Source organism: Lwoffella lincolnii (assembly GCF_037201985.1).
In the GTDB taxonomy this organism is placed as follows: domain Bacteria; phylum Pseudomonadota; class Gammaproteobacteria; order Pseudomonadales; family Moraxellaceae; genus Psychrobacter; species Psychrobacter lincolnii.
Genome location: NZ_CP147511.1, coordinates 933053 through 959656, shown reverse-complemented (window position 1 = coordinate 959656; position 26604 = coordinate 933053). Strand labels below are relative to the sequence as shown.

Here is a 26604-nt window from a genome sequence, read left to right as displayed (position 1 = left end):
CGCCATGCCCAAACCAAATGGTTAAGGAGATAAAAAGTGGATAACATGAGCAATCAGCCTAATACATCTGATGTGCCTAATGTACTGAGCATCGCAGGCACTGATCCAACAGGTGGGGCAGGGGTGCAAGCGGACATTAAGACCATCAGTGCATGTGGTGGCTATGCCATGAGTATCATCACTGCTGTGGTTGCACAAAACACCACTGGCGTGCAACAAGTGGAACTGATGCCTGTGAGCCTAATTGAAGCTCAATTAGATTCGGTATTTGACGATGTGCAAGTAGATGCGGTCAAAATTGGCATGCTGGGTGATTCGGACATCATCTGTGCGGTGGCAAAAAAATTACGCCATTATCAACAGAAATATCAACAACAGCAACGCACTTTTGTCATCGTATTAGACCCTGTGATGGTCGCTAAAAGTGGTGATAGATTATTGGTAGATACTGCGATTAAGGCATTAAAAGAAGAGCTGATGCCGTTGGTGTCGTTGGTAACGCCAAACTTGCCAGAAGCTGGCGATTTATTGGGGCAAGCACAAGCAGATAACCTTGATGCCATGCAAAGGCAAGCCAAGCAGTTTACTGTGCCTGTGTATTTAAAAGGTGGGCATTTATCATCAACAGGGTTGGCAGATGAGCAGGCGTGTGATGTGCTTGTGTCTGAACATCATCAGCAATGGTTTTTTAGCCAGCGTATTGCCACACACAACACGCATGGCACAGGCTGTACATTATCGGCGGCCATTGCCACTTATTTGGCAAAGGGAATGTCAATGAATGACGCTTGTCAGTCTGCCAAAAATTATCTGACCGATGCCTTACGCCATGCCGATGAGCTAAATGTGGGCAAAGGACAAGGACCTGTTCATCATTTTTTTTAAATCAGCTTAACTAAGCCACTTATTAAAAATGACTTATTTAGAAAAAACCAAACGACGCTGATTGTCTTGAACCGCTTGAACATAAGGATTGATGCCTTTATCTAAGATTTTAAGTGTTTCTGTTTCAATCTTTTGGTTCATCTGAACATAAGTCTGCTGATTGCCCATCATTAAGTTTTGCCAGTTTCCAAGCATGGCAAGCCCCAACACCATCTGTGAGCGATATAATTGCGTGGTGATGTCACTCAAGGACTGCATGAATGCCAACTGTTTTTCCGCTATCATGGCATGAATCTCATCGTGTTGTTGTTTGGTGCTGTTCTGATTGGTTGGGTCAGTGCTGGCAATTATCCATAATCGGTTTGCCATGACTTGTGGAACCGCCAACAGCATGGCAAGTGTTTTTTGTTGTAATTGATGAGTATCGGTTAAGGCTGGCATGAGTGGTCTGTTATCCTTGTATTGTGTTATCATCACTTCGTCATCAACATCACTTCGTCATCAACATTGTGCTACCATCTTTTTGTGACTGTCTTTGTGTTATGATGACAAATATGATTGCAAATAAATGCTAACATATTTTTATAAAAAATATGTTATTGGTGTTACAGATTATTGGTGTGAAAAATGTTAAAAATTTAAGGACAAACCTAAGGATAAGCCATGTTAAACACAGCAACCATTTTAAAATCCATTCCTGTTGGCGAAAAAGTCGGCATCGCTTTTTCAGGGGGACTTGACACATCTGCTGCCATTTTGTGGATGAAGCAAAAAGAGGCACTGCCTTATGCTTACACCGCCAATTTAGGGCAACCTGATGAACCTGATTATACCGCCATTCCCAAAAAAGCCAATCAATACGGTGCGGTCAAAGCAAGGTTGATTGATTGTCGTACCCAGCTGGCGTTAGAAGGCATTGCTGCCATTCAGTGTGGGGCGTTTCATATCAGAACAGGTGGCATGCCTTATTTTAACACCACGCCATTGGGTCGTGCGGTGACAGGGACGATGTTGGTTACTGCCATGAAAGAAGATGATGTTCATATTTGGGGCGATGGTTCAACCTATAAAGGCAATGACATTGAGCGATTTTATCGCTATGGGTTATTGACCAACCCAAATCTAAAAATCTATAAACCTTGGCTTGACCAAACATTCATTGATGAGTTGGGTGGTCGGACTGAGATGAGTCAGTTTTTGATTGACAATGGTTATGATTATAAAATGTCTGCTGAAAAAGCCTATTCAACGGATTCTAACATGCTTGGTGCAACGCATGAAGCCAAAGATTTGGAGTTTTTAGATGCCAGCATGCACATTGTTGAGCCAATCATGGGGGTGGCATTTTGGGACAATGCGATTCACATTGACAAAGAGACTGTTACTGTGCGTTTTGAGCAGGGCATGCCTGTGGCATTAAATAATCAGAGATTTCATAGCCCTGTTGATTTGATGTTAAAGGCGAATGAGATTGGTGGTCGTCATGGGCTTGGCATGACTGACCAAATCGAAAACCGCATCATTGAAGCCAAATCTCGTGGTATTTATGAAGCCCCCGGTATGGCACTGTTGCACATCGCTTATGAACGACTGCTGACAGGCATTCACAATGAAGACACCATTGAGCAGTACCGTATTAATGGCTTGCGTTTGGGTCGCTTGCTTTATCAAGGGCGTTGGTTTGATTCACAAGCACTTATGTTGCGTGAAACCGCTCAACGCTGGGTTGCCAAAGCCATCACAGGTGAAGTCACGCTTGAGCTACGCCGTGGCAATGATTACAGCATTTTAAACACCGCTTCAGATAACTTAACTTATCACCCCGAACGCTTGACCATGGAAAAAGGGGATTCAAGCTTTAGTGCTGTTGACCGTATTGGCCAGCTGACCATGCGTAATTTAGACATCACAGACACCAGAGATAAGCTTGGCATCTATGCAGGCGTTGGGTTACTTACCACAGGGCAGGGGGTGTCTGTGCCACATTTAGAAAATTTATCTGATGATATGTAAAATCAAGCTAAAAGATGTGTCATCTGTTTAATTACTGGGTACTGGCATCAGCAGGCACATACACATCACCCACCATGGTTTATCAATTGCCACTTGCCCAAATAGGTAATTGACATCATGGTAGGCTCATAGAATCTTGACACAATCACCACTTTGGATGTGCCAGATTAGCCATTACCCAGACCATTAATCTGTTTGCCATAAGGGTCAGGACTGCCAACGACACGCAAAAAAACTGGCCTCATGCTTGCCCTGCCACTTGGCAACGCTCGGTTAGGTCACTAAAGTTTAAAAAATGTCCCTTTGGAAGTACCACCACGCATATAAGTGGCAGGGATTGGGGTTTGCATAAAAACTCCTTGTATCGTTTTAACTGTTTATATATTTATGATAAAGAATATCGGCAAATTCACTTTCATTTAATTCGCCAAGTACCAAATCACGCATTGCGTCTGCCATTAAAATATGGTCAATGGTAATTTCATAATCATTGAGTGATAAACATTCTAAGGCAACCGCCAAACCTGTGCGTTTATTGACATCGGATAATGCGTGAGCCATTGCAATGCTATTGGTATATTTACTGGCAATTTCAAAAACATCATTTAATCCGTCATATAAAATCGCATTATCAATTCTGGCTAATTCTCCTTGTAATTTACCAATATCTGCTTGCCCTTTCATACCTTTTTCAATTTCAATCACTCGCTCAAAGGGAAAACAAATAATGCCCATTACATATCCGCCAAGCGTTTAAAGGTTTCTTTATGCGTGCGTAATACAAGTTTGGTTTCGGATTTGATGATTTGTTGCCCTTGTTCGCCTGTTAAATCCAGTTTTTTGGTGGCAAGGATTTTTGGGCGTGGGATTGGGCTAATACCATATTTTGAAAGTTTATGGGTCATTGGAGTTTCCTTTGGTTATCAAAACTATGATGTTATTACAATAAAGCCCCTTGTGAATTATCTTTTAACTTCTTATAAGAGTTATCTATTTGATAATCTTGGTACAATGCTAAAAAATTTTCTTGTGATAATGTTGCTTGTTCCAATATCCCTTTTTCACACAAGGAACAAAACAATGCAACAGATTGGGCTTGACAGTTAATAGACTTTTCGGGATTAAATTCAATATCTGTAAATGCTTGATATTTTAGTAATTTATCGTGATATTCAGGTTTATTTTTTTTATTTTTCAAAGCATTTACATACAACCAATCATAAAAAGCGGTTAAAGGTGTGGTTTGCCACAATTGATTGTAAAAGTTAAAACTAATTATATTGCCAGAACTTTTAAGTCTAGGGTCTTTTTTAGCTTCTCTTGATGGCTTGTCTAGTAAATCAAGATATTGAATACCACCTTCAAAAACTTTACTACTCTGAAAAGCACTTTCTACACTAAAAGTTCTACCTTTAATTTTTGTTGTAATCATTAAGTTAAAAGCACTTAATGCTACACCTAGCTCATTTTCTGATTTACTAGATATTTCTAAAATATTATCAAAGCCAAATCTTTCGTTTATAGATTGATGTAAAGATTTAATAGATTTTTGCTTTTGGCTAATAGCAAAACCTGAATGATAAATAAAATCTATCATTTCAACTTGAACTAATTTATTTTCATCTTTACTTGGGATATAAGTTGGTCTCTTAGCCATAGTTAGTAACCTATTGTAGTCCACTCTCTTTTGCCAAATAAACCTTGACTATTAGAGTTTGATATGAATTTTAAATTTGGGTAAGCCTTCTTATATTTATCAACATACTCTTGTTCAGAAAATACACAACCTCTTATATATTTTGGTTCAATAATAATGGTGAGCGTTAATTCACAATGGGGACTAATGTCGCCTTTTACGCCATAAATTTCCGTACCGTCCAATTTGAGCGTATGACGATTTTCGCCAAATTAACAATGGCAACACACCCATGCCCACAAGATTGGTTCTGTGAATGCGTTCAAACCCTTCGGTAACAATGGCTTCCACGCCAGCCAATCGCACGCCTTTGGCTGCCCAGTCTTAGTTTATTTGCTTGTTGCTAGCCAAAAACGCCCATGGTATTGGCAACATATAACAAAGCAAATCCAAGCAAAAACATAAAACCGATGATTGACAACGCTTGAATGCCAGATGACAGCTTTTGTTCTGAGCGTACCAAAGAGTAGTTTAGCCACGCAAAAACAGGCGCAGACACAAACGCAGAACTCATGGCAAATTTGAGCATATTACCAAGCTGACCTGTAAAAAAAGCAATGACAATAAACCCACCAAACACCGCCCACGATATCCAAAATATCAACTGACCACGGCTGATTTCATGCTCACCCTTTATCAATCGCCAGCATTCAGCATTGGCGCGCCCATAACCATCACCTGAGGTGAGAGTGGTGCTAAACATACACATAAACGCAATAAATGCCACCAACAACCGTGACCATTCACCAATGGTGGCGGTGTACATGTCAATCAATTGCCCAACATAAGCACTGCCAGCGGTTTGAATCTCTTGCCCTGAACCGTACTGAACATACACACCCAACGCCAAAAAAAGCACCGCTAAGATGGTTGATGTGGCAAAACCCACATTAAAATCCAATCGTCCTTGTTCGTGGGTGGTGTGGTCAGTTTGGATTTTTTTAGCCGTCCACATAGAAGTAATCACAGAAAATTCAAGCGGCGCAGGCATCCAGCCGACCACCACCACAATAAAGCTCAAACTTGCCAGATTCCAAGGGCTAGGCTCAACAAAATCCGCCGCCATGACGGTGGGTTTGCCTGCTGCGATAAACACCGCCGCAACCGTGGTTATCGCCAACGCCAAAATGATGATTTTGGTTATGCCATCTAACACATTGTAACGCCCAGCAATCAACAACACCCAAGAAACCACCATCACAACGACCGACGCTGTTAAAGGCGTTAGCCCCAAACTTGGAAACATAAAGGTTAAAATCACCGCTGACATTAGCCCAACCGCCGCTAAAGTGATGATGGAGGAGATGACTGATAAAATAAAATACACCCAAAGATAGACTTTGGATTTTTTGGCATAACCTGCAATCAGACTGTCGCCTGTGTCATACACATAATCGATGCCAAAACGAAAAAAAGGATACTTCAGCACATTGGCCAAAATAATGACAATGGCAAGTTGCCAGCCGAATAATGCCCCCGCTTGGGTTGATGACACCAAATGCGATGCACCAATGGCAGCCGATGCCATCAAAATTCCAGGGCCAAAGACCTTCCAATTAATCTTACTAATCCTGCCAAGAGAATGGCTTTTTACTTGAGTGGTCATGAGTGTTCCGTTCCTAAATGTGACAATTTATGACAGCTTATTGATATTGCCATTTGTTAATATCATGTTACCGTACCTTACCATCAAATAATAAATTGACCTAATGAATATTCTTTGACCAATATTGAGCAATTTTTTAGCAAGGCTTGACTGCTTTATCATCTCTTAGCGAAACAAACACTCGACAGCATGTTATTTGACGCATAACTTGGTTATAATGACCATCATTGACAGATTTTACAGACAGACAACATCACAAAAAACGGAAAACCATCACGATGAAAAACCCACTCAACAAAAAAACTGCACAACCTAAGCAACCTAAGCAACCTAAGCAACCTAAGCAAAAAAAGCCAAACTTATTCACTCAGCTGACCGCAAAAAAAGGCAATCAACCAAAAGCAAATGCCCAAAAATCAACCACAAAAAAAACAGGCAACGGTTTATTGGATAAATTGCGTGGCAAAAAAAGCCCTACCAAACCATCAGAGCAAATGACACAGACGCAAGCGCCCAGTCAACCTAACTCAGAAAATGAGCCCCAAGCCAACGTAAAAAAAGGATTTGTCTTGCCATCATTTGGCAAAAAACAACCAAAAACCAAAAAAGGGCATCACTCAGCAATGCCAACCACTCAAAACACTCAGAAAGCAACTACCAAATACAATAAAGACACATTACAGCAGCTCCTTGCCACAAAAGGGCAATTTATTATCTTTGGCATCATTGTTTTGATTGTTCTTCTGCTGGCTTTTGTGATTGCTAGTAAATTCATTTGGAACAACGACGAAAAAATAGAGCCAGCACCACAGCAAAGTGAACAGCAACCAAATGAGGTATCAACCGTATCTGATGAAAACACAACACAAGACACCGACAACACCGATAACGCTGAAGTCAAAGCTGATTTACAACCAGATACTGCCACCGCTCAAATAGAGACTGATGCCGAGATTGACGCTGAAGCTGACGCTCGGAGTGAAGAAACACAATCACAGATTGCCAATGCCTTAAAAGGTGTTACTCTAGGTGATGCAAAAAAACGTGGTGGTAATGTCAGTTATGATGAATTTGTCAGAGAATCAAAAAATAAAATCTATGTGGAAGAGAAAAGTAAAAAGCGTGAAAAATCTGAATGATACGATATGTTGATGCGATGCGTTGACTTAACAGCAGTTTACACCCGAACAGTGAGTAAATCGCACAACGTCTATTATGTTATCAATAAGATTGCTCACGGCAAACTTGCACAATCATAACTGCAAGTTTGCCGTATCGAATTTAACATAATTTCATGTTGTGCGATTTGCTCACAACGCCAGCTAGGCGGTGGGTTTTATTTTTTTCTTTTGTCTTTTTAGCCATCATATTTTGATTCTTTTGTGATGTCTGTCTGTGATGAAGTCCACCATATTTAATGGTGGACTTATGAGCGAATATTCGCCTTTTTGGGTGATTTTTGTTCAATTATTGAACAGTTATTCATGTTCTATTGCGTATGTTATACCTTCAATCATATTTAGTGCTTTTAATTTCTTTTTATATTCTAACTTATCAATTCTTTTTTCAATGCTTTTTAACCTTCCTTGTTCACCCTTTAGAAATTCATCTACGCTTATGTCTAAGACATCGCATATCTTGATGATTGTATCTATTCTTGGGCTTTTCGCTGTTCCATTTGCTATGTCATAGAGTGTTGAGCCTCTTATTCCTGTCGCTCTTGAGATATCTGCTACGCTTAAATTGTTTTTTTCTAGCAACTTATTCAATTTTGTTGATATTTGGTTCATGAAGATTTTCCGTGTAAATAAGATTAAATTTACATTTTTTCGTAATGTTCTGTTTGATTTTTACGTTTTGACGTTGTATAGTGTTTTTGTAAAATTTACGAAAAATCGTAATTTCAGTTAGATTTATCTTCTTCTATCTAGCGTATGGACTGATTGATGATTGATTTGTTAGAGTTAAAAATACCTTTTGATTCTTCGATTGTTGAGACAGTTGATGATAGTTACGCTTTTGTTGGTATTGATTTGAGTGAGTTAGATATTCCACTGGGAGCAAAGTCGATACATTGGCGTGAAGATGGCACGATTGGTACAAGCAATCTATATCACCCCTATGAAAGCCTACCAACTTCTTTTACTGGCATGGCTTTTAAATGTCATTTTGATGGTCATTTCTTTCCACATGTCACCTTAAAAACAAGTCCTGCCAAAATTTTACAAGGTCATAACGTTTTTGGCTTTGATGATATGGCGTTATCTGTTGAAGAAATGCTATATCAATTAAGCATTACTTATCCTGTTTTGTATGGTCTTTTAGCGTTACAAGAAACCAGTATTTTAAAAATGGACATCACATATATCGCCAATGTTGATAGCCCCATGCAAGTACGTCAACTTGTTGATTATATGAGCCGTGTTAGTAATGGACATACCAAGCCCACCAAGTCAAAAAAATATGAAACAACTTGTTACTGGGGTGGTGCTAAAACGCGCCTTATCAAACAAAAGCTATATAGCAAATGGGAAGAGTATCAAAATCAATTAGAAGAATATAAAAAGTTATCAAAGCGTGGAGACGCACACGCTAAAAAGATTGTTACTGTGATGAGTGATGAAACAATTCAAAGACTTGCAAAAAAATCAGTTCGTTGGGAATGTACATTAATGCAACGTTGGCTAGAAAGAAGAGGATACCCTTTGAATGTATGGGAATTTATCAAGCTTGAGCAACAACAACCTGATTTGTACCCCAAGCTTTGGAAAACTGGTTTTGCAAAGATACATGACGCACTAAAGGGACAAACCATGACATATGTTGATGACACCAAATTATTGGCACGGCTAAAGGCTCAATTTGCAACCACAACACCAAAAGGCAAGGTCAGTTATAGAAAGGCATTAAATTTATATGGCTTTTACAATCAACTAAAAGCATTTGGTTATGACGAATTAAAGAAACAAGGGCTTTATAGCACAAGACGTTTTAATGAGTTAATTGCTGATTTATGTTTATGTGGTTTTAGTAAATCATACTTACAGAATTTACATGTTGTCAATGATGAAACAAAAGTCATTCCATTTGTGCAATTTATCAATGTTGACTTTGGTCAACAAGTCCCCGATTGGTATGTTAAACCAATTTCAACCCCCCAAAAGCTGTTAATGACAGCATAGGATTAGAACATGTCTATATCTTTACGCACCGCTAAAATGACCATAGTACCCAAATACTATGAAGATAAACAAGGTAAAAAACGTTTTTCAGCTGACATTATCGAACCTGTCAACTATCCGATAAATTTATCGCATGAAGGTGGCAACTCAATCCCTCAATTGGAAGCTTTATTACAACAATGTGCTGATGATTATGCCCCTGTTGAAATTACTTACGTTATGGGCAAAGACAACTGGGGCAAACAGTCATTAACTTTATTTGACGCTGTTCCAGAAAAAAAACCAGTGAACCCAACACACAATAACAAGGTTACCCCATGACAAAAGCCCATGACTGCCTAGTAATAGCAAATGAGCAACAAATTACCATGGTTAGCTACTTAAAACGCATCTTACGCACAGTAGCAGGTGATGATGTAACAATTACATTTGTTGATGGCAGTCGTCTTATTTATTGTTACACACAAAGCTGGCGGACAGACAGATTGATTGTTGATGATAGTGAAGCAGGGGAATAGCATGCAAGATAGATTTTATACAACGCCAGATGGTTACACACTGCCTGCTGTTTGTCTTAGCTGTGGTGGTGAATTGGATGACGCATACGTTCCCGATGTTGGTATGTGTTATGCATGCAACTTGCTTTTTTTTGAAAATGATTCGGTTTCAGATGACTATGTAGATACATATGATGATTATGACATTGATAATGATGTTCCGTTTTAGGATTGATTATGTATGTCTGTTATGAGTTAGCCAAAAGACCTAATATTTATGGTGAGTATGCCTGTAAACACTGGCAACAATTACCAGAAACACAGATTTCAGGGAATGACCATATTACCCCTGAACTAGCAGGGGCATTGATAACCTTTGCCCTTATCATCAACGTCTTAGCCATGGGTATTCGTGGCATGAGGCAGTCATTTTAGGAGAATGAACATGTCAAACGCTGTTCGTGTCATCGACACAATGCAAGAACAACCCAAACCAAGCATGTGGCAACGTGCAAAGGGTTTTGTACAACAAAAGACTTATCAAGTCGCTACCGTTGGTGCGGTTGGTATTACCGCCATGTCATCGGCTAATGCCGCTGACTTTACTTTAGACACAACATCAATCATTGCAGCCATTGGTGTTACCCTAGCTGCGGTAACAGCAGTGGCATTATCAGCCGTTACCATACCCTTGGTGATAAAAGGCGTGAAGTACGTAAAGGCTGCTTTTTAATCACACATTAACAAACAGTCATCAGCGAGACTAAACCCCCAATAGGGACAGATACAGCGGTCACGCTGGGACTGGCACTATTGGGGGTTTTTATGTCTGCACACGATGCAACATGGTTGATGTTTATATTCATAAGCATCTTAGCAATAAGGGACATGTTCAATGGTTAAGTATCTTTTAGTCTTGTCTATGTTCTTTGCTACATCTGTATTTGCTGGTGGTGCAGGAGGCTCATGGGGCGAACCAACACAACCCACAAAACCAGCCCCCACAAATGACACTGGCGATTACACAGGAGGCGGTGGCAAATTTGGTGGCACAGGTGCAGGTGGTAGCTGGGGCGATGACTATTCAGGCGGTGGTGGTAAATTTGGTGGTAGCGGAGTAGGGGGGTCATGGAACAGCAGTTCATCAAGCTCATCAAATAGCGGTGCATCATGTACAAATGATGGTTGGGAATTTGAATACATTGTACTTGAAGATAGAAAATCATTTAACAGCCTAGAACAAGCTTGTAGATATGTCTGGTCTAATAGCTTCTTAAATAAAAAAGGTTACAAAGAAACAAGACAATCGAGTGGTTCTTCTCGTGGTAAATACTATCGTAAAATAAAAGTCATTGATGACTGGTCTGCTCAATGTAGTATACATGTCGGCGATAGAGACTATGAATATGACAATAATATTGGTGGTTATGGCATTCGTGGTTGGAATGTCGCTAAATATTATAAAGGCAAAGTCGAAATCTGCGACCCTGAAACCATGCCCCCAATTCCAAACTTTCCCATGCCACCTACCCCTAACACCCCAACTACTCCTAACACTCCAAGCGGTGGCGATGGTAGCACTGGCGGTAATGGCAATGGTGGCACAGGTGGCAACACAACCAATCACAACCACACAACAAACAACTACAAATGGGACATCACAACCAATAACCACAACACAACCAACAACACAAACCACATCACAAACAATCACGGCATATCAGATGACAAAATCAACCAGCTCATCATTGCGATAAAAAACCAAAATCATGACGTTGATTTAACAAGTGTTATTAATGCAATTAACACAGTCAATCAAAGCATTAACAACTTATCTTTTGAGCAAATAAAAAGCATTGAAGTTGACTTAACAGCAGTTATTAACGCAATCAATGCTAACAAATATGATGACACACAACTTCAGGCTAAACTGAATGAGTTGGCACAACAGATTGTTCAAACAAATGCCAAGCTTGATACAATCATTGACACATTAAATCGCCCACAACAATGCTCAACAAATCCATTTAATAAAAAGATTTGTGATTTCATTGATTGGTTTCAAGGTAGCATACCACCACTTGATGACAATTCTGCTGTGTCTGTTGATGATGGCAGTCATTTTGACTGGCAAAGCATCGCTCAAAATAATTATCTAACCTTACCGTCATCATGTCCTTTTAACCCTTTGTTTAACGTACCTTTCTTAGGCAAGGCGGCATCTATTGTCTTTCCGATGGACATAGTTTGTCGTGGGGCAGTCATGCTTAAAGTATTGATACTGTTATGGGCATCATTCACCAGTCTTAGAATAATAGGAGATACACCGCTATGAGCATTTGGAGTAATGTTGTTAATGTGGGCAATGTCATTTTGCATAGTGGCATTAAGCGATTGTTACTGGGTGCTGGGTTGGGTCTAACGAGTGGGGCAGTGGTTCTTGTTGTCTTTAATTACTATCTCACCAAGTTTATTAATGCCTTTGACATGATAGACAGTGATTATATTGGTTTACTTGGATTGATGGGGGTTGATAAAGCAGTGTCAATGATAGTTGGGGCATATGTCATCAGATTGACAATATTATCAACACGTTTAAGCATAAGAGCAAAATCACATGAGTGATATTAAGCCAAATTACAACATTAACGGCCTTGGCAATGGCTTAATTACGGGTTTACAAGGTGCTGGTAAATCGCACTTTGTTATGACACAAATCAAATGCTTGCTTGATGACACAGACATAAATATTTACTTGATTAACGTTGATGGTGTTACTTTAGAGCATGACAGGCTTACTTTAGCCAATGCCGATTTTAACTGGATAAAAGACGCTGAAAAAAACAGCATTGTCATCTATGATGAAGCTGGCACTATTGAGCGATTTAGTAATAGCAGTAAAACAATCAACAGTAACCCTGAAGTTGCTCAATTGACAATGTTAAGGCATCATGGCAAACAAGTGTTCTTTGTCGCTCAAGACCCAAGTTTACTGCACCCAGCAGTTAGAAAGCTGATGGTGCGTCATCTGCATTTCAGCAACCCCTACAACGACCCTAATAAAACTCATTGTTTTGTCTTTCCGCAAACCATTGATAGAATAGACAGCGTGTCAAAAACTTGGAAAAAATCAGCAATACAAGAATTTGAACATACTCTTTATCCTGAAATATTTGCACTTTACAAGTCTGTTGACGATGGGGCTAACCATGTCAAAACAAAGCAAGTCAATCATAAAGCAAGGCGTGTATTTATCGCTGTTGCCATCATAGCTGTATTGGCACTGTTAGCCTTTGCCACGGCTTTGTATTTTGGTTTATCGTGGTATCGTGATTTTGACAAAATAGAGACAACCGAAGTTATTGAAACGGTTACTGAACAAGTCAATCCAGTGTCTGCTCAAGTAGTACCAGTCAATCAAATGGCAGATGATGGCAATGCCATGTACGCACGAGAACAAGAATTATATGCCGAGCGTCTGCCAAATGACTATAAGCTATTATCTGCTAACGATGAATTGCGTGTCTCTGGGGTTATTCTTATGGGTAAACATTGCCGTGCCTATAACGCCAAAGGTGAGCAATTAACAATCTCTGATGATGATTGTCATCTCATATCAACTAAAGGCATTAAGATTAAAGGTGGTCAAAAAAATCAGCTCATCACTCAGCACACAATGCCACAACAACAATCTACAGGCAACACACTTGAGCAATCTCAACCGTATTAACTTAAGCATGCCGCCCCATCGCACCCCATAGCCACAGAAAAGCAGTTTGCAAGACGCAGTGTCAAGGGCAGTTATAAAATAAATTAGGTCGCTTTTGCCTAATTTATTTTATAACTGGGCGAAGCCTTTACCCTTGACACAAGTCGCAAACTGTTAAAACAATGGCTATATGGGGTGTGTGGGGCAATATCTAACACCCATTTACACCCAAACAGTGAGCAAATCGCACAACGTCTATTATGTTATCAATGAGATTGCTCACGGCAAACTTGCACAATCATAACTGCAAGTTTGCCGTATCGAATTTAACATAATTTCATGTTGTGCGATTTGCTCACAACGCCAGCTAGGCGGTGGGTTTTATTTTTTTCTTTTGTCTTTTTAGCCATCATATTTTGATTCTTTTGTGATGTCTGTCTGTGATGAAGTCCACCATATTTAATGGTGGACTTATGAGCGAATATTCGCCTTTTTGGGTGATTTTTGTTCAATTATTGAACAGTTATTCATGTTCTATTGCGTATGTTATACCTTCAATCATATTTAGTGCTTTTAATTTCTTTTTATATTCTAACTTATCAATTCTTTTTTCAATGCTTTTTAACCTTCCTTGTTCACCCTTTAGAAATTCATCTACGCTTATGTCTAAGACATCGCATATCTTGATGATTGTATCTATTCTTGGGCTTTTCGCTGTTCCATTTGCTATGTCATAGAGTGTTGAGCCTCTTATTCCTGTCGCTCTTGAGATATCTGCTACGCTTAAATTGTTTTTTTCTAGCAACTTATTCAATTTTGTTGATATTTGGTTCATGAAGATTTTCCGTGTAAATAAGATTAAATTTACATTTTTTCGTAATGTTCTGTTTGATTTTTACGTTTTGACGTTGTATAGTGTTTTTGTAAAATTTACGAAAAATCGTAATTTCAGTTAGATTTATCTTCTTCTATCTAGCGTATGGACTGATTGATGATTGATTTGTTAGAGTTAAAAATACCTTTTGATTCTTCGATTGTTGAGACAGTTGATGATAGTTACGCTTTTGTTGGTATTGATTTGAGTGAGTTAGATATTCCACTGGGAGCAAAGTCGATACATTGGCGTGAAGATGGCACGATTGGTACAAGCAATCTATATCACCCCTATGAAAGCCTACCAACTTCTTTTACTGGCATGGCTTTTAAATGTCATTTTGATGGTCATTTCTTTCCACATGTCACCTTAAAAACAAGTCCTGCCAAAATTTTACAAGGTCATAACGTTTTTGGCTTTGATGATATGGCGTTATCTGTTGAAGAAATGCTATATCAATTAAGCATTACTTATCCTGTTTTGTATGGTCTTTTAGCGTTACAAGAAACCAGTATTTTAAAAATGGACATCACATATATCGCCAATGTTGATAGCCCCATGCAAGTACGTCAACTTGTTGATTATATGAGCCGTGTTAGTAATGGACATACCAAGCCCACCAAGTCAAAAAAATATGAAACAACTTGTTACTGGGGTGGTGCTAAAACGCGCCTTATCAAACAAAAGCTATATAGCAAATGGGAAGAGTATCAAAATCAATTAGAAGAATATAAAAAGTTATCAAAGCGTGGAGACGCACACGCTAAAAAGATTGTTACTGTGATGAGTGATGAAACAATTCAAAGACTTGCAAAAAAATCAGTTCGTTGGGAATGTACATTAATGCAACGTTGGCTAGAAAGAAGAGGATACCCTTTGAATGTATGGGAATTTATCAAGCTTGAGCAACAACAACCTGATTTGTACCCCAAGCTTTGGAAAACTGGTTTTGCAAAGATACATGACGCACTAAAGGGACAAACCATGACATATGTTGATGACACCAAATTATTGGCACGGCTAAAGGCTCAATTTGCAACCACAACACCAAAAGGCAAGGTCAGTTATAGAAAGGCATTAAATTTATATGGCTTTTACAATCAACTAAAAGCATTTGGTTATGACGAATTAAAGAAACAAGGGCTTTATAGCACAAGACGTTTTAATGAGTTAATTGCTGATTTATGTTTATGTGGTTTTAGTAAATCATACTTACAGAATTTACATGTTGTCAATGATGAAACAAAAGTCATTCCATTTGTGCAATTTATCAATGTTGACTTTGGTCAACAAGTCCCCGATTGGTATGTTAAACCAATTTCAACCCCCCAAAAGCTGTTAATGACAGCATAGGATTAGAACATGTCTATATCTTTACGCACCGCTAAAATGACCATAGTACCCAAATACTATGAAGATAAACAAGGTAAAAAACGTTTTTCAGCTGACATTATCGAACCTGTCAACTATCCGATAAATTTATCGCATGAAGGTGGCAACTCAATCCCTCAATTGGAAGCTTTATTACAACAATGTGCTGATGATTATGCCCCTGTTGAAATTACTTACGTTATGGGCAAAGACAACTGGGGCAAACAGTCATTAACTTTATTTGACGCTGTTCCAGAAAAAAAACCAGTGAACCCAACACACAATAACAAGGTTACCCCATGACAAAAGCCCATGACTGCCTAGTAATAGCAAATGAGCAACAAATTACCATGGTTAGCTACTTAAAACGCATCTTACGCACAGTAGCAGGTGATGATGTAACAATTACATTTGTTGATGGCAGTCGTCTTATTTATTGTTACACACAAAGCTGGCGGACAGACAGATTGATTGTTGATGATAGTGAAGCAGGGGAATAGCATGCAAGATAGATTTTATACAACGCCAGATGGTTACACACTGCCTGCTGTTTGTCTTAGCTGTGGTGGTGAATTGGATGACGCATACGTTCCCGATGTTGGTATGTGTTATGCATGCAACTTGCTTTTTTTTGAAAATGATTCGGTTTCAGATGACTATGTAGATACATATGATGATTATGACATTGATAATGATGTTCCGTTTTAGGATTGATTATGTATGTCTGTTATGAGTTAGCCAAAAGACCTAATATTTATGGTGAGTATGCCTGTAAACACTGGCAACAATTACCAGAAACACAGATTTCAGGGAATGACCATATTACCCCTGAACTAGCAGGGGCATTGATAACCTTTGCCCTTATCATCAACGTCTTAGCCATGGGTATTCGTGGCATGAGGCAGTCATTTTAGGAGAATGAACATGTCAAACGCTGTTCGTGTCATCGACACAATGCAAGAACAACCCAAACCAAGCATGTGGCAACGTGCAAAGGGTTTTGTACAACAAAAGACTTATCAAGTCGCTACCGTTGGTGCGGTTGGTATTACCGCCATGTCATCGGCTAATGCCGCTGACTTTACTTTAGACACAACATCAATCATTGCAGCCATTGGTGTTACCCTAGCTGCGGTAACAGCAGTGGCATTATCAGCCGTTACCATACCCTTGGTGATAAAAGGCGTGAAGTACGTAAAGGCTGCTTTTTAATCACACATTAACAAACAGTCATCAGCGAGACTAAACCCCCAATAGGGACAGATACAGCGGTCACGCTGGGACTGGCACTATTGGGGGTTTTTATGTCTGCACACGATGCAACATGGTTGATGTTTATATTCATAAGCATCTTAGCAATAAGGGACATGTTCAATGGTTAAGTATCTTTTAGTCTTGTCTATGTTCTTTGCTACATCTGTATTTGCTGGTGGTGCAGGAGGCTCATGGGGCGAACCAACACAACCCACAAAACCAGCCCCCACAAATGACACTGGCGATTACACAGGAGGCGGTGGCAAATTTGGTGGCACAGGTGCAGGTGGTAGCTGGGGCGATGACTATTCAGGCGGTGGTGGTAAATTTGGTGGTAGCGGAGTAGGGGGGTCATGGAACAGCAGTTCATCAAGCTCATCAAATAGCGGTGCATCATGTACAAATGATGGTTGGGAATTTGAATACATTGTACTTGAAGATAGAAAATCATTTAACAGCCTAGAACAAGCTTGTAGATATGTCTGGTCTAATAGCTTCTTAAATAAAAAAGGTTACAAAGAAACAAGACAATCGAGTGGTTCTTCTCGTGGTAAATACTATCGTAAAATAAAAGTCATTGATGACTGGTCTGCTCAATGTAGTATACATGTCGGCGATAGAGACTATGAATATGACAATAATATTGGTGGTTATGGCATTCGTGGTTGGAATGTCGCTAAATATTATAAAGGCAAAGTCGAAATCTGCGACCCTGAAACCATGCCCCCAATTCCAAACTTTCCCATGCCACCTACCCCTAACACCCCAACTACTCCTAACACTCCAAGCGGTGGCGATGGTAGCACTGGCGGTAATGGCAATGGTGGCACAGGTGGCAACACAACCAATCACAACCACACAACAAACAACTACAAATGGGACATCACAACCAATAACCACAACACAACCAACAACACAAACCACATCACAAACAATCACGGCATATCAGATGACAAAATCAACCAGCTCATCATTGCGATAAAAAACCAAAATCATGACGTTGATTTAACAAGTGTTATTAATGCAATTAACACAGTCAATCAAAGCATTAACAACTTATCTTTTGAGCAAATAAAAAGCATTGAAGTTGACTTAACAGCAGTTATTAACGCAATCAATGCTAACAAATATGATGACACACAACTTCAGGCTAAACTGAATGAGTTGGCACAACAGATTGTTCAAACAAATGCCAAGCTTGATACAATCATTGACACATTAAATCGCCCACAACAATGCTCAACAAATCCATTTAATAAAAAGATTTGTGATTTCATTGATTGGTTTCAAGGTAGCATACCACCACTTGATGACAATTCTGCTGTGTCTGTTGATGATGGCAGTCATTTTGACTGGCAAAGCATCGCTCAAAATAATTATCTAACCTTACCGTCATCATGTCCTTTTAACCCTTTGTTTAACGTACCTTTCTTAGGCAAGGCGGCATCTATTGTCTTTCCGATGGACATAGTTTGTCGTGGGGCAGTCATGCTTAAAGTATTGATACTGTTATGGGCATCATTCACCAGTCTTAGAATAATAGGAGATACACCGCTATGAGCATTTGGAGTAATGTTGTTAATGTGGGCAATGTCATTTTGCATAGTGGCATTAAGCGATTGTTACTGGGTGCTGGGTTGGGTCTAACGAGTGGGGCAGTGGTTCTTGTTGTCTTTAATTACTATCTCACCAAGTTTATTAATGCCTTTGACATGATAGACAGTGATTATATTGGTTTACTTGGATTGATGGGGGTTGATAAAGCAGTGTCAATGATAGTTGGGGCATATGTCATCAGATTGACAATATTATCAACACGTTTAAGCATAAGAGCAAAATCACATGAGTGATATTAAGCCAAATTACAACATTAACGGCCTTGGCAATGGCTTAATTACGGGTTTACAAGGTGCTGGTAAATCGCACTTTGTTATGACACAAATCAAATGCTTGCTTGATGACACAGACATAAATATTTACTTGATTAACGTTGATGGTGTTACTTTAGAGCATGACAGGCTTACTTTAGCCAATGCCGATTTTAACTGGATAAAAGACGCTGAAAAAAACAGCATTGTCATCTATGATGAAGCTGGCACTATTGAGCGATTTAGTAATAGCAGTAAAACAATCAACAGTAACCCTGAAGTTGCTCAATTGACAATGTTAAGGCATCATGGCAAACAAGTGTTCTTTGTCGCTCAAGACCCAAGTTTACTGCACCCAGCAGTTAGAAAGCTGATGGTGCGTCATCTGCATTTCAGCAACCCCTACAACGACCCTAATAAAACTCATTGTTTTGTCTTTCCGCAAACCATTGATAGAATAGACAGCGTGTCAAAAACTTGGAAAAAATCAGCAATACAAGAATTTGAACATACTCTTTATCCTGAAATATTTGCACTTTACAAGTCTGTTGACGATGGGGCTAACCATGTCAAAACAAAGCAAGTCAATCATAAAGCAAGGCGTGTATTTATCGCTGTTGCCATCATAGCTGTATTGGCACTGTTAGCCTTTGCCACGGCTTTGTATTTTGGTTTATCGTGGTATCGTGATTTTGACAAAATAGAGACAACCGAAGTTATTGAAACGGTTACTGAACAAGTCAATCCAGTGTCTGCTCAAGTAGTACCAGTCAATCAAATGGCAGATGATGGCAATGCCATGTACGCACGAGAACAAGAATTATATGCCGAGCGTCTGCCAAATGACTATAAGCTATTATCTGCTAACGATGAATTGCGTGTCTCTGGGGTTATTCTTATGGGTAAACATTGCCGTGCCTATAACGCCAAAGGTGAGCAATTAACAATCTCTGATGATGATTGTCATCTCATATCAACTAAAGGCATTAAGATTAAAGGTGGTCAAAAAAATCAGCTCATCACTCAGCACACAATGCCACAACAACAATCTACAGGCAACACACTTGAGCAATCTCAACCGTATTAACTTAAGCATGCCGCCCCATCGCACCCCATAGCCACAGAAAAGCAGTTTGCAAGACGCAGTGTCAAGGGCAGTTATAAAATAAATTAGGTCGCTTTTGCCTAATTTATTTTATAACTGGGCGAAGCCTTTACCCTTGACACAAGTCGCAAACTGTTAAAACAATGGCTATATGGGGTGTGTGGGGCAATATCTAACACCCATTTACACCCAAACAGTGAGCAAATCGCACAACGTCTATTATGTTATCAATGAGATTGCTCACGGCAAACTTGCACAATCATAACTGCAAGTTTGCCGTATCGAATTTAACATAATAGACGTTGTGCGAAGTTTGGCTAATCGGTTTTTATGACTGGCTGTTAAATTCTTTTATGTTGACATTATGATTGTCAAAGATTGGCTGGTTTGGCTTCGGTAATGTGTCTGATACTTTGGTGGCTTGGCGTGATTTGGGTATCATGGACGGATATTCGTTCATCATGCGACATAGCCCATCAGCTATGATGAGTGCTTCGCCATGGCTGTTGTATACTCGACAATGTTCGCTTGAGCTGATAATCATTGCTGGACGTACGTCTTCATGTTCTGCAAGTTCTGCAATGTGCTTTGGTAAGTATTTGGCTTTCAACTCTTCAAGTTCAAAGCGAATTTTGTTGATTTGTTCAAGTTGTTGCTGGTTTTGTTGTTCTAAGCTTTCTATGACTTGTATTGTTTGTTCGTTTTGTGCTGGTTTGTTTAGTAATACGCTGTTGTCTTTGCGTGACCATAAAAATTCCCCTATGATGAGTAATATGATGATGGGTAGCATTAGTACCATTGGGGGCTTGAATGGCTGTTTTTCGTGAGATGTGGCACTGATGTACGCCTTTTTGTATTTGGGTAGAAATAAAAAGGTTTCAATGGTGCTGGCATCTTCTAGATTAACTTCTGCTCTCGGGTTTAATTTAAAGTCGTCCCATTTGTAGACCTTTGCCATGGGTAGATTAAATTTTTTCTTGACGTGCCAATGCTCGGCAGTCAATCCCCTTATGTGAGTGTGAATGAATTGGGGAAACTGGGTGATAAAATAAATGATATGTCCAGCATGTCCATGCTCGTTAAGTGATATTGTGCTGGGGTTTTTGGATAGTGAGCCTGATACGTCTTTGACAAAGTCAAGTTTATGACATTCGTCAAAGATGAATATTGAGTTATATGGCGGACACCAGAGATTATCAGGTTTTTCTGGGTCGTCATGTTTACCAAACCAAATGGTTTCTTTTTGTTCTTTGGTTAAGTCGGTTATGCAGTCATCAAAGTAAACATCAACATCATCACTGTTAATGCCAGCGATATCGATATAGATTTTACGTCTCGGCTTGCCTTGCTTTTCTAGTTTATCGTTTTCGTCTTGGAGTTTGTATAACTCTTTGACTACTCTCAAAGATTTGCCGTTGCGTGGTTGTCCTGTAATTGTGTAGATAGCCATCTACCCTTTCCCCAATGCCATTTTAGTGGATAGTATGAATGCACGAATGGATAACGCACCCATAACAATAGATAAAGCTGTATCTAGCTGAGAAATGCCAATCAATGCGGCCACATCACCCATATAGCCAATTTGTTGCATGGCAGAATTTATATACTGGTCAAAGAAGTATTGGATAATGCTATAAGTGAATATGCCAACAGCTAAAGAGACAAAGAATTTTGCAATGGCAAATCCTGTAAACCATTTTAAGAGTGTGGGTAATAAAGCCAATAGATATTGCATCAGTCAGTACCTTTTACAATGATAAATGCCCCTGCCATGTATGCTAAAAATAAGAATGCTGGGGCTAGGCGTGCTAAAGCATCGCAGAATATTGGCAAGGGCATGACAAAATGAGTGCCAAACACGTCAAAGCTGTAATGTTCACTGCTTGGGCATTGTTTTTGTGCGTTAATGCGATTTTGGTGTATGTCAAATCCACGTATGGCTTGCCATGGGTCTATTTGTGCTTTAATAGGTTCATCAGATAAAGATAAGTCAGATTGTAGTGTTTGTGGGGCAGGTTTTAATAAATCCCTGATTTGTACAAGCAAGCCTGTTTGTTCATCGGCTTTGTCGTTTGCGTCATTGAGCTTGTCGTTTGCGTCATTGAGCTTGTTGTTGGTGTCATCAAGCTTAATGTTTGTTTGGTCTTGGCGGTCAGTGACTGGTGTTAAGTCTATTTGTTTGTCATTGATTGCTTTTGTGACTTCATCAATTTTTAGCTTGAGTTGTGTGTCATCGTATTTGTTGTTTTTGATTGCGTTGATGATTTTTGTTATGTCTGCTTCAATGTCTAATACTTGCTCAAAAGATAAGTTGTTAATGCTTTGATTGACTGTGTTGATTGCATTGATGATTGGTGATAAATCTATGTTTTTGTTTTGGTTTTTGATTGCAATGATGAGCTGGTTGATTTTGTCATCTGATATGCCGTGATTGTTTGTGATGTGGTTTGTGTTGTTGGTTGTGTTGTGGTTGTTGGTTGTGATGTCCCATTTGTAGTTGTTGGTTGTGTGGTTATTGTTGGTTGTATGACCACCATTGCCACTACTACCAGTACCAGTATCACTACCGCCACCAGTGCCACCGCTTGGGGTGTTAGGAGTGGTTGGGTTGTTAGGGGCAGGTGGCATGGGAAAGTTTGGAATTGGGGGCATGGTTTCAGGGTCGCAGATTTCGACTTTGCCTTTATAATATTTAGCGACATTCCAACCACGAATGCCATATCCGCCAATATTATTGTCATATTCATAGTCTCTATCGCCAACATGTATGTAACATCGAGCAGACCAGTCATCAATGACTTCTATTTTACGATAGTATTTACCACGAGAAGAACCGCCCGATTGTCTTGTTTCTTTGTAACCTTTTTTATTTAAGAAGCTATTAGACCAGACATATCTACAAGCTTGTTCTAGGCTGTTAAATGATGTTCTATCTTCAAGTACAATGTATTCAAATTCCCAACCATCATTTGTACATGATGCACCGCTATTTGATGAGCTTGATGAACTGCTGTTCCATGACCCCCCTACTCCGCTACCACCAAATTTACCACCACCGCCTGAATAGTCATCGCCCCAGCTACCACCTGCACCTGTGCCACCAAATTTGCCACCGCCTCCTGTGTAATCGCCAGTGTCATTTGTGGGGGCTGGTTTTGTGGGTTGTGTGGGTTCGCCCCATGAACCGCCTGCTCCGCCTGCATAAGCTTGGGTTGAAAAGAATAAAGCTAAGATTACGATTTGGGTTTTCATTTTTGCATGCCGTTAATCATGATTTTGACAGCCATTACAAATGTGAAAACTATGAGCCAGTTTAATATGCTGGGTTCGTTCATTTAATTCACCTTATTTAATTTTTTGGGCGTTCCTACTTTTTTACCCCCATACCAGACCGTTACCTAGTAAAAAAGCAGTCGGGCTTTTCGCTTCAATAACTGCATTCAATCATCTAATAACACTAGATATAAAATCGTCTCTTTCTAACGAGTAGCCAATTTTAGATAAGTTTTTATTGATGATTGAATTTGTTATTTCTCGCTACAATCCCTAACGCAAAAGCAAAAGCAAAAGCATATTCTTTTAAAATCGTGCAAGCGTTTAAGATGACCCACACCCCCCATATAGTTACTGTTTTAACACTGGTGGGGTTGGCGTCAAGGTTATACAGAGTGTCTTTAATAAGTACCCTAATAATTGATAAAGCTAATTATTAGGGTACTTATTAAAGCCAACCTTGACCCTGCACCCCACCAGTGCTTTCCTGTAACTATGGGGTGCGATGGGTCGGAACGGTTGTTAAAACTAAAAAAAGACTGGCTAACCATCGCTAACCAGCCATATACAAGATGAACAGATTTAAAGCTGATTAACGTAAAACACGGCGTATCATCATGAACAATACTGCCACGATGACTAAACCTATCATGGCAGTTCCTACATTAACCATTTCAGGCTTCGTATCGTTGATTTGTGTTACAAGGTTAGATGTGTCCATCACCGCTTCAGCAAGTGATGCGGTTGATGCACCTAATGCAACAGAGCCAAAAGCACCAGCAGTTAATGCTGCGGCTAACTTGTTGTTGCGTTTGTCTCTTTCGTTGCGTTCAAGTTGGTTTTGAGTTTTCATGGTTGAGTTCCTTATTTAGCCATGGATTTTAAGAAGCTACCTAGCTCACCAAATAAAAAACCTAAAAGTAGTGATGCAATAATAGCTAACGATATTTCCCCAGCTTGCTCTGGAGTGATTGCTAGTGCTTCTAGCAAACTTTGTTGAGACTGTTGAACTGTCCAATGTTTACAGGCGTATTCACCATAAATGTTGGGTCTATCTGCCAATAGCTCGCAAACATAGTGTTTCATGGTCAATCATTTTGTTGTGGTTTTAGGGGTATAGTCGACGTCAATAACGTTAAATACATAGCTTTTTGAATTGCCGAATGTTTTAACGTCAGTTGAGCCAGTAACCTTTGCAATATCACCGTTTTTTTCAGCAAGCAAAAGTTTTTGTTTGGCTGTTTCGGTATTTCGACAGTTTGAAAAGTCAAATGTATATGTAGTAAAACTGGGTAAATCAACTTGTAACACTGGTTCTGTTTCGCCAGTTTCTTTGCCTAAAGCATCTTTAAGCTTTCGTTGATAGGACTTTGGGTTAAGTTCATAAGTTGGGTACATGGTCATGCTCCTATGCGACATTGATTAAATATTGTTTAAACTCATCAAAGTAAGTTGAAACAGGTTCTTTGTAAGACTTCGGTAATGGTGCGTTAAAGTCTAGGTTTAATAATCTTAATATTTGTGTTTCTTCATTTTTGGCTAAGTTCTGAAGGTCAGAGCGTTTAAAACCTGCGTCTACTAGGGATTTGACATTACGGCAAAATGTAGCTTTAGATGATGTGCGTTTAACTTCATAAAACCCATCTTGTTTTAAGCGCTTATAAAAGTTATAAGCATGGCTTGCTCTGGTTGTTGACTTTTTGCCAGTTGGGGTTATGGTTGTTAGCTTATCAAGCAGAATTTCATAAACTTTTAAATCATCGGTAGGCATGGTAATACCTTGCATTGCATTAAAAAAATCTTTGGTTTTATGGTGAAATAAGGTTTTATAAATGTCTGGATTGTTTAGCTGATGGTGTAATAACTGCCAAATGTTCGTCGGTAATCCAAACTGCTTAATCATCTCACGCTTAACAATGACTTCAATTCTTACAGATTTACTTGCAAAATCTTGCACATCATCAGTGAAAATATGGGTTAACTTGTGAATACTGGTTAAACAACCTTTCTTAGCTTTATGTTGAAGGGGTTTAATTTCATTGTTAACCAATTCGACACCTTTGCAATAAACTTTAAATCCACCAACATCGCTTTTACGACTACCAAAATACAAAGTATTGATACAGCCATCTTTGTTTAAGATACACAAGTTACGATAGCGTCCCCAATCGACGTTACGTAGATACTCACGCACACGAATGGCAGTCTCTAATGATTGTGTTTGAGCAGGTAACGTGATGTCAAAACGTGAAATCTCAGCATTGGCAAAGTCTAAATACTTACAAAATTCAGGGTATGTCTCTTTAAATACACCAAGCATCTCTAAAATCCCTGTAATCATGTTGCAAGACCCATAAACATTATGACCTTGAACAATTTTAGCGATTGAACAATTTAATTGAACATAGGGCAGATAGTTGTTTGCACGGTGAAAAAACTTAAAGCCTATGCCCGTGTGTGATGTTGGTAAGCTTTCTTGCATGTGATAAAGCTCAAACGGGATTTTAGTGCCATCATCTTGTTTCGATACATAACGAGATGCAGCCTTTAAATCGTAGTCTGTAACATCTCCGATAATCTCATAAACATAATCAGTAGAACGAGTATACATCTTGTGAATTGGTATCAAGACTAAGACTGTATCTATCATTAGAGACATTAAAGACTACCCTATTAGTATATGTTTTATCGTATTATTAATACGATAAAACATATACTAATACGATAAACCATATCATTCAAGTATAAAAATACAATAAATCGTATTTTTATATAAAATATCGTTTTTATGTGGGATTTGAGAGATGAACGAGTTAGGCAAGAGAATAAGCAAAAAATGCGAAGAGCTAAAAATAACGCCAAAAGACCTAGCACTCTTTGCAGAAATGAAATACTCGACATTAAACAGTATGATGAATGCGGACGTACCAAATCCAACGCTACAAAACATGAAAAAACTTAGTATTGCATTAGGAACAAGCTTGGACAGCCTAGTATTTGATGAAAACTTAGAAGAAGATGAAGAAATGGGGATTATTTTAAAAGAACTTAAAACAATAAGAAGCGATGATAAAAAAAGAATACTTTATATGATTAGAATGATGATTGCAGAAAGTAAGCAAAAAGCATAAAAAGTCTCAAATTTGAGACCAAAACCCACCACCATAGATGGTGGGTTTGTCTCGCTCAGTCGGTCAGTCGCTCACGCTCCTTCCCTCCTTCGCTCAACAATTCACCCTAAATATTCTTTAAAAATTTAAAGCTGAAAAGA

Annotated in this window: 36 protein-coding genes and 2 pseudogenes; 22 read left to right on the top strand and 16 right to left on the bottom strand. The window is 39.2% G+C overall.

All coding sequences use genetic code 11. The features are described 5' to 3' along the window. Window positions 1-45: 45 nt before the first annotated feature. A complete protein-coding gene (gene thiD, locus WDM69_RS04480) occupies window positions 46-885 on the top strand; it encodes a bifunctional hydroxymethylpyrimidine kinase/phosphomethylpyrimidine kinase (RefSeq protein WP_338755791.1) in 840 nt (279 codons plus the stop codon). Between the two features lie 33 nt (window positions 886-918). On the opposite strand, the gene WDM69_RS04475 is transcribed toward thiD, so the two are convergent. Continuing rightward, complete coding sequence (locus WDM69_RS04475) at window positions 919-1326, bottom strand: hypothetical protein (protein ID WP_078306566.1); 408 nt, start codon at window positions 1324-1326, stop codon at window positions 919-921. A gap of 222 nt (window positions 1327-1548) precedes the next feature. On the opposite strand from WDM69_RS04475, the gene argG reads away from it, so the two are divergent. Next, window positions 1549-2898 carry an argininosuccinate synthase gene (gene argG / locus WDM69_RS04470; protein WP_338755790.1) on the top strand — a complete coding sequence of 450 codons (1350 nt, stop codon included), beginning with the start codon at window positions 1549-1551 and terminating at the stop codon, window positions 2896-2898. Window positions 2899-2976: 78 nt separating this feature from the next. On the opposite strand, the pseudogene WDM69_RS04465 reads toward argG, so the two are convergent. The 6 genes and pseudogenes from WDM69_RS04465 to WDM69_RS04440 form a co-directional block, all read right to left on the bottom strand. Continuing rightward, window positions 2977-3248, bottom strand: a pseudogene (locus WDM69_RS04465) (PrpF domain-containing protein); the annotation flags it as partial. Window positions 3249-3267: 19 nt separating this feature from the next. Then, window positions 3268-3633, bottom strand: coding sequence for a type II toxin-antitoxin system death-on-curing family toxin (locus tag WDM69_RS04460; RefSeq protein WP_078306564.1), 366 nt, complete (start codon window positions 3631-3633; stop codon window positions 3268-3270). After that, window positions 3633-3803, bottom strand: coding sequence for a hypothetical protein (locus WDM69_RS04455; protein WP_064602424.1), 171 nt, complete (start codon window positions 3801-3803; stop codon window positions 3633-3635). The genes WDM69_RS04460 and WDM69_RS04455 overlap by 1 nt, the downstream gene beginning before the upstream one ends. A gap of 35 nt (window positions 3804-3838) precedes the next feature. Further along, on the bottom strand, window positions 3839-4555 hold the full coding sequence (locus tag WDM69_RS04450) for a DarT1-associated NADAR antitoxin family protein (protein ID WP_078306563.1): 717 nt from the start codon (window positions 4553-4555) through the stop codon (window positions 3839-3841). 155 nt (window positions 4556-4710) lie between these two features. Beyond that, window positions 4711-4918, bottom strand: a pseudogene (locus tag WDM69_RS04445) (hypothetical protein); the annotation flags it as partial. A gap of 19 nt (window positions 4919-4937) precedes the next feature. Beyond that, the gene (locus WDM69_RS04440; protein ID WP_078306562.1) at window positions 4938-6200 is read right to left on the bottom strand and encodes an NRAMP family divalent metal transporter; all 1263 of its coding nucleotides are present in this window, start codon (window positions 6198-6200) and stop codon (window positions 4938-4940) included. A gap of 278 nt (window positions 6201-6478) precedes the next feature. Here WDM69_RS04440 and WDM69_RS04435 point away from each other — a divergent pair, with 278 nt between their 5' ends. Beyond that, window positions 6479-7339, top strand: a complete 861-nt coding sequence (locus WDM69_RS04435; protein ID WP_338755789.1) for a hypothetical protein — start codon at window positions 6479-6481, stop codon at window positions 7337-7339. A gap of 339 nt (window positions 7340-7678) precedes the next feature. Here the strand turns inward: WDM69_RS04435 and WDM69_RS04430 are convergent, their stop codons facing one another. Further along, window positions 7679-7990, bottom strand: coding sequence for a helix-turn-helix transcriptional regulator (locus WDM69_RS04430; protein WP_338755788.1), 312 nt, complete (start codon window positions 7988-7990; stop codon window positions 7679-7681). Window positions 7991-8146: 156 nt separating this feature from the next. Between WDM69_RS04430 and WDM69_RS04425 the strand changes: the two genes are divergently transcribed. From WDM69_RS04425 to WDM69_RS04385, 9 genes are all read left to right on the top strand, one after another. Continuing rightward, window positions 8147-9382: a phage/plasmid replication protein, II/X family gene (locus tag WDM69_RS04425; protein WP_338755787.1), complete on the top strand. Its 1236-nt coding sequence runs from the start codon at window positions 8147-8149 to the stop codon at window positions 9380-9382. A 9-nt stretch (window positions 9383-9391) separates the two neighbouring features. Next, window positions 9392-9703, top strand: coding sequence for a hypothetical protein (locus WDM69_RS04420; protein ID WP_338755786.1), 312 nt, complete (start codon window positions 9392-9394; stop codon window positions 9701-9703). Continuing rightward, window positions 9700-9900, top strand: coding sequence for a hypothetical protein (locus tag WDM69_RS04415; RefSeq protein WP_338755785.1), 201 nt, complete (start codon window positions 9700-9702; stop codon window positions 9898-9900). Before WDM69_RS04420 ends, WDM69_RS04415 begins: the two co-directional genes overlap by 4 nt. A gap of 1 nt (window position 9901) precedes the next feature. Further along, the gene (locus tag WDM69_RS04410) at window positions 9902-10108 is read left to right on the top strand and encodes a hypothetical protein (protein WP_338755784.1); all 207 of its coding nucleotides are present in this window, start codon (window positions 9902-9904) and stop codon (window positions 10106-10108) included. 8 nt (window positions 10109-10116) lie between these two features. Beyond that, the gene (locus WDM69_RS04405) at window positions 10117-10314 is read left to right on the top strand and encodes a hypothetical protein (RefSeq protein ID WP_338755783.1); all 198 of its coding nucleotides are present in this window, start codon (window positions 10117-10119) and stop codon (window positions 10312-10314) included. 10 nt (window positions 10315-10324) lie between these two features. Beyond that, window positions 10325-10612 (top strand): hypothetical protein, encoded by a 288-nt coding sequence (locus WDM69_RS04400; protein ID WP_338755272.1) that lies wholly within the window; start codon window positions 10325-10327, stop codon window positions 10610-10612. A 189-nt stretch (window positions 10613-10801) separates the two neighbouring features. Next, a complete protein-coding gene (locus tag WDM69_RS04395; protein WP_338755782.1) occupies window positions 10802-12214 on the top strand; it encodes a hypothetical protein in 1413 nt (470 codons plus the stop codon). After that, window positions 12211-12504 (top strand): DUF2523 family protein, encoded by a 294-nt coding sequence (locus tag WDM69_RS04390; RefSeq protein WP_338755269.1) that lies wholly within the window; start codon window positions 12211-12213, stop codon window positions 12502-12504. Before WDM69_RS04395 ends, WDM69_RS04390 begins: the two co-directional genes overlap by 4 nt. After that, window positions 12497-13609, top strand: coding sequence for a zonular occludens toxin domain-containing protein (locus WDM69_RS04385; protein ID WP_338755268.1), 1113 nt, complete (start codon window positions 12497-12499; stop codon window positions 13607-13609). The genes WDM69_RS04390 and WDM69_RS04385 overlap by 8 nt, the downstream gene beginning before the upstream one ends. A gap of 502 nt (window positions 13610-14111) precedes the next feature. Here the strand turns inward: WDM69_RS04385 and WDM69_RS04380 are convergent. After that, window positions 14112-14423 (bottom strand): helix-turn-helix transcriptional regulator, encoded by a 312-nt coding sequence (locus WDM69_RS04380; protein ID WP_338755788.1) that lies wholly within the window; start codon window positions 14421-14423, stop codon window positions 14112-14114. Between the two features lie 156 nt (window positions 14424-14579). Between WDM69_RS04380 and WDM69_RS04375 the strand changes: the two genes are divergently transcribed. The 9 genes from WDM69_RS04375 (at window position 14580) to WDM69_RS04335 (ending at window position 20042) form a co-directional block, all read left to right on the top strand. Next, window positions 14580-15815: a phage/plasmid replication protein, II/X family gene (locus tag WDM69_RS04375; RefSeq protein WP_338755787.1), complete on the top strand. Its 1236-nt coding sequence runs from the start codon at window positions 14580-14582 to the stop codon at window positions 15813-15815. A 9-nt stretch (window positions 15816-15824) separates the two neighbouring features. Further along, window positions 15825-16136: a hypothetical protein gene (locus tag WDM69_RS04370; RefSeq protein ID WP_338755786.1), complete on the top strand. Its 312-nt coding sequence runs from the start codon at window positions 15825-15827 to the stop codon at window positions 16134-16136. Continuing rightward, a complete protein-coding gene (locus WDM69_RS04365) occupies window positions 16133-16333 on the top strand; it encodes a hypothetical protein (protein WP_338755785.1) in 201 nt (66 codons plus the stop codon). The genes WDM69_RS04370 and WDM69_RS04365 overlap by 4 nt, the downstream gene beginning before the upstream one ends. A 1-nt stretch (window position 16334) precedes the next feature. Beyond that, window positions 16335-16541 (top strand): hypothetical protein, encoded by a 207-nt coding sequence (locus tag WDM69_RS04360; RefSeq protein WP_338755784.1) that lies wholly within the window; start codon window positions 16335-16337, stop codon window positions 16539-16541. A gap of 8 nt (window positions 16542-16549) precedes the next feature. Further along, a complete protein-coding gene (locus WDM69_RS04355; protein WP_338755783.1) occupies window positions 16550-16747 on the top strand; it encodes a hypothetical protein in 198 nt (65 codons plus the stop codon). Window positions 16748-16757: 10 nt separating this feature from the next. Further along, window positions 16758-17045, top strand: a complete 288-nt coding sequence (locus WDM69_RS04350) for a hypothetical protein (RefSeq protein ID WP_338755272.1) — start codon at window positions 16758-16760, stop codon at window positions 17043-17045. Between the two features lie 189 nt (window positions 17046-17234). Further along, the gene (locus WDM69_RS04345; RefSeq protein ID WP_338755782.1) at window positions 17235-18647 is read left to right on the top strand and encodes a hypothetical protein; all 1413 of its coding nucleotides are present in this window, start codon (window positions 17235-17237) and stop codon (window positions 18645-18647) included. Then, window positions 18644-18937 carry a DUF2523 family protein gene (locus tag WDM69_RS04340; protein ID WP_338755269.1) on the top strand — a complete coding sequence of 98 codons (294 nt, stop codon included), beginning with the start codon at window positions 18644-18646 and terminating at the stop codon, window positions 18935-18937. Before WDM69_RS04345 ends, WDM69_RS04340 begins: the two co-directional genes overlap by 4 nt. Continuing rightward, entirely contained in the window at window positions 18930-20042 is a 1113-nt protein-coding gene (locus WDM69_RS04335; protein ID WP_338755268.1) for a zonular occludens toxin domain-containing protein, read from the top strand. The genes WDM69_RS04340 and WDM69_RS04335 overlap by 8 nt, the downstream gene beginning before the upstream one ends. Window positions 20043-20388: 346 nt before the next feature. Here the strand turns inward: WDM69_RS04335 and WDM69_RS04330 are convergent, their stop codons facing one another. From WDM69_RS04330 to WDM69_RS04300, 7 genes are all read right to left on the bottom strand, one after another. Then, window positions 20389-21510, bottom strand: a complete 1122-nt coding sequence (locus WDM69_RS04330) for a zonular occludens toxin domain-containing protein (protein WP_338755781.1) — start codon at window positions 21508-21510, stop codon at window positions 20389-20391. Next, window positions 21511-21795, bottom strand: a complete 285-nt coding sequence (locus WDM69_RS04325) for a DUF2523 family protein (protein ID WP_078306559.1) — start codon at window positions 21793-21795, stop codon at window positions 21511-21513. After that, the gene (locus WDM69_RS04320; protein ID WP_338755780.1) at window positions 21795-23312 is read right to left on the bottom strand and encodes a virulence factor TspB C-terminal domain-related protein; all 1518 of its coding nucleotides are present in this window, start codon (window positions 23310-23312) and stop codon (window positions 21795-21797) included. Before WDM69_RS04320 ends, WDM69_RS04325 begins: the two co-directional genes overlap by 1 nt. Window positions 23313-23925: 613 nt before the next feature. Continuing rightward, the gene (locus tag WDM69_RS04315) at window positions 23926-24186 is read right to left on the bottom strand and encodes a major capsid protein (protein ID WP_338755779.1); all 261 of its coding nucleotides are present in this window, start codon (window positions 24184-24186) and stop codon (window positions 23926-23928) included. A gap of 11 nt (window positions 24187-24197) precedes the next feature. Next, window positions 24198-24419 carry a hypothetical protein gene (locus WDM69_RS04310; protein WP_338755777.1) on the bottom strand — a complete coding sequence of 74 codons (222 nt, stop codon included), beginning with the start codon at window positions 24417-24419 and terminating at the stop codon, window positions 24198-24200. Window positions 24420-24425: 6 nt separating this feature from the next. Further along, entirely contained in the window at window positions 24426-24731 is a 306-nt protein-coding gene (locus WDM69_RS04305) for a hypothetical protein (protein WP_338755776.1), read from the bottom strand. Between the two features lie 10 nt (window positions 24732-24741). Continuing rightward, on the bottom strand, window positions 24742-25944 hold the full coding sequence (locus tag WDM69_RS04300; protein WP_338755775.1) for a phage/plasmid replication protein, II/X family: 1203 nt from the start codon (window positions 25942-25944) through the stop codon (window positions 24742-24744). A gap of 193 nt (window positions 25945-26137) precedes the next feature. Here WDM69_RS04300 and WDM69_RS04295 point away from each other — a divergent pair, with 193 nt between their 5' ends. Then, complete coding sequence (locus tag WDM69_RS04295; RefSeq protein WP_338755774.1) at window positions 26138-26464, top strand: helix-turn-helix transcriptional regulator; 327 nt, start codon at window positions 26138-26140, stop codon at window positions 26462-26464. Window positions 26465-26604: the final 140 nt, after the last annotated feature.

Coding starts and splice junctions, on each gene's coding strand:
- thiD (WP_338755791.1), top strand. CDS start 46: ATGAGCAATCAGCCTAATACATCTGATGTGCCTAATGTACTGAGCATC.
- WDM69_RS04475 (WP_078306566.1), bottom strand. CDS start 1,326: ATGCCAGCCTTAACCGATACTCATCAATTACAACAAAAAACACTTGCC.
- argG (WP_338755790.1), top strand. CDS start 1,549: ATGTTAAACACAGCAACCATTTTAAAATCCATTCCTGTTGGCGAAAAA.
- WDM69_RS04460 (WP_078306564.1), bottom strand. CDS start 3,633: ATGGGCATTATTTGTTTTCCCTTTGAGCGAGTGATTGAAATTGAAAAA.
- WDM69_RS04455 (WP_064602424.1), bottom strand. CDS start 3,803: ATGACCCATAAACTTTCAAAATATGGTATTAGCCCAATCCCACGCCCA.
- WDM69_RS04450 (WP_078306563.1), bottom strand. CDS start 4,555: ATGGCTAAGAGACCAACTTATATCCCAAGTAAAGATGAAAATAAATTA.
- WDM69_RS04440 (WP_078306562.1), bottom strand. CDS start 6,200: ATGACCACTCAAGTAAAAAGCCATTCTCTTGGCAGGATTAGTAAGATT.
- WDM69_RS04435 (WP_338755789.1), top strand. CDS start 6,479: ATGAAAAACCCACTCAACAAAAAAACTGCACAACCTAAGCAACCTAAG.
- WDM69_RS04430 (WP_338755788.1), bottom strand. CDS start 7,990: ATGAACCAAATATCAACAAAATTGAATAAGTTGCTAGAAAAAAACAAT.
- WDM69_RS04425 (WP_338755787.1), top strand. CDS start 8,147: ATGATTGATTTGTTAGAGTTAAAAATACCTTTTGATTCTTCGATTGTT.
- WDM69_RS04420 (WP_338755786.1), top strand. CDS start 9,392: ATGTCTATATCTTTACGCACCGCTAAAATGACCATAGTACCCAAATAC.
- WDM69_RS04415 (WP_338755785.1), top strand. CDS start 9,700: ATGACAAAAGCCCATGACTGCCTAGTAATAGCAAATGAGCAACAAATT.
- WDM69_RS04410 (WP_338755784.1), top strand. CDS start 9,902: ATGCAAGATAGATTTTATACAACGCCAGATGGTTACACACTGCCTGCT.
- WDM69_RS04405 (WP_338755783.1), top strand. CDS start 10,117: ATGTATGTCTGTTATGAGTTAGCCAAAAGACCTAATATTTATGGTGAG.
- WDM69_RS04400 (WP_338755272.1), top strand. CDS start 10,325: ATGTCAAACGCTGTTCGTGTCATCGACACAATGCAAGAACAACCCAAA.
- WDM69_RS04395 (WP_338755782.1), top strand. CDS start 10,802: ATGTTCTTTGCTACATCTGTATTTGCTGGTGGTGCAGGAGGCTCATGG.
- WDM69_RS04390 (WP_338755269.1), top strand. CDS start 12,211: ATGAGCATTTGGAGTAATGTTGTTAATGTGGGCAATGTCATTTTGCAT.
- WDM69_RS04385 (WP_338755268.1), top strand. CDS start 12,497: ATGAGTGATATTAAGCCAAATTACAACATTAACGGCCTTGGCAATGGC.
- WDM69_RS04380 (WP_338755788.1), bottom strand. CDS start 14,423: ATGAACCAAATATCAACAAAATTGAATAAGTTGCTAGAAAAAAACAAT.
- WDM69_RS04375 (WP_338755787.1), top strand. CDS start 14,580: ATGATTGATTTGTTAGAGTTAAAAATACCTTTTGATTCTTCGATTGTT.
- WDM69_RS04370 (WP_338755786.1), top strand. CDS start 15,825: ATGTCTATATCTTTACGCACCGCTAAAATGACCATAGTACCCAAATAC.
- WDM69_RS04365 (WP_338755785.1), top strand. CDS start 16,133: ATGACAAAAGCCCATGACTGCCTAGTAATAGCAAATGAGCAACAAATT.
- WDM69_RS04360 (WP_338755784.1), top strand. CDS start 16,335: ATGCAAGATAGATTTTATACAACGCCAGATGGTTACACACTGCCTGCT.
- WDM69_RS04355 (WP_338755783.1), top strand. CDS start 16,550: ATGTATGTCTGTTATGAGTTAGCCAAAAGACCTAATATTTATGGTGAG.
- WDM69_RS04350 (WP_338755272.1), top strand. CDS start 16,758: ATGTCAAACGCTGTTCGTGTCATCGACACAATGCAAGAACAACCCAAA.
- WDM69_RS04345 (WP_338755782.1), top strand. CDS start 17,235: ATGTTCTTTGCTACATCTGTATTTGCTGGTGGTGCAGGAGGCTCATGG.
- WDM69_RS04340 (WP_338755269.1), top strand. CDS start 18,644: ATGAGCATTTGGAGTAATGTTGTTAATGTGGGCAATGTCATTTTGCAT.
- WDM69_RS04335 (WP_338755268.1), top strand. CDS start 18,930: ATGAGTGATATTAAGCCAAATTACAACATTAACGGCCTTGGCAATGGC.
- WDM69_RS04330 (WP_338755781.1), bottom strand. CDS start 21,510: ATGGCTATCTACACAATTACAGGACAACCACGCAACGGCAAATCTTTG.
- WDM69_RS04325 (WP_078306559.1), bottom strand. CDS start 21,795: ATGCAATATCTATTGGCTTTATTACCCACACTCTTAAAATGGTTTACA.
- WDM69_RS04320 (WP_338755780.1), bottom strand. CDS start 23,312: ATGAAAACCCAAATCGTAATCTTAGCTTTATTCTTTTCAACCCAAGCT.
- WDM69_RS04315 (WP_338755779.1), bottom strand. CDS start 24,186: ATGAAAACTCAAAACCAACTTGAACGCAACGAAAGAGACAAACGCAAC.
- WDM69_RS04310 (WP_338755777.1), bottom strand. CDS start 24,419: ATGAAACACTATGTTTGCGAGCTATTGGCAGATAGACCCAACATTTAT.
- WDM69_RS04305 (WP_338755776.1), bottom strand. CDS start 24,731: ATGTACCCAACTTATGAACTTAACCCAAAGTCCTATCAACGAAAGCTT.
- WDM69_RS04300 (WP_338755775.1), bottom strand. CDS start 25,944: ATGTATACTCGTTCTACTGATTATGTTTATGAGATTATCGGAGATGTT.
- WDM69_RS04295 (WP_338755774.1), top strand. CDS start 26,138: ATGAACGAGTTAGGCAAGAGAATAAGCAAAAAATGCGAAGAGCTAAAA.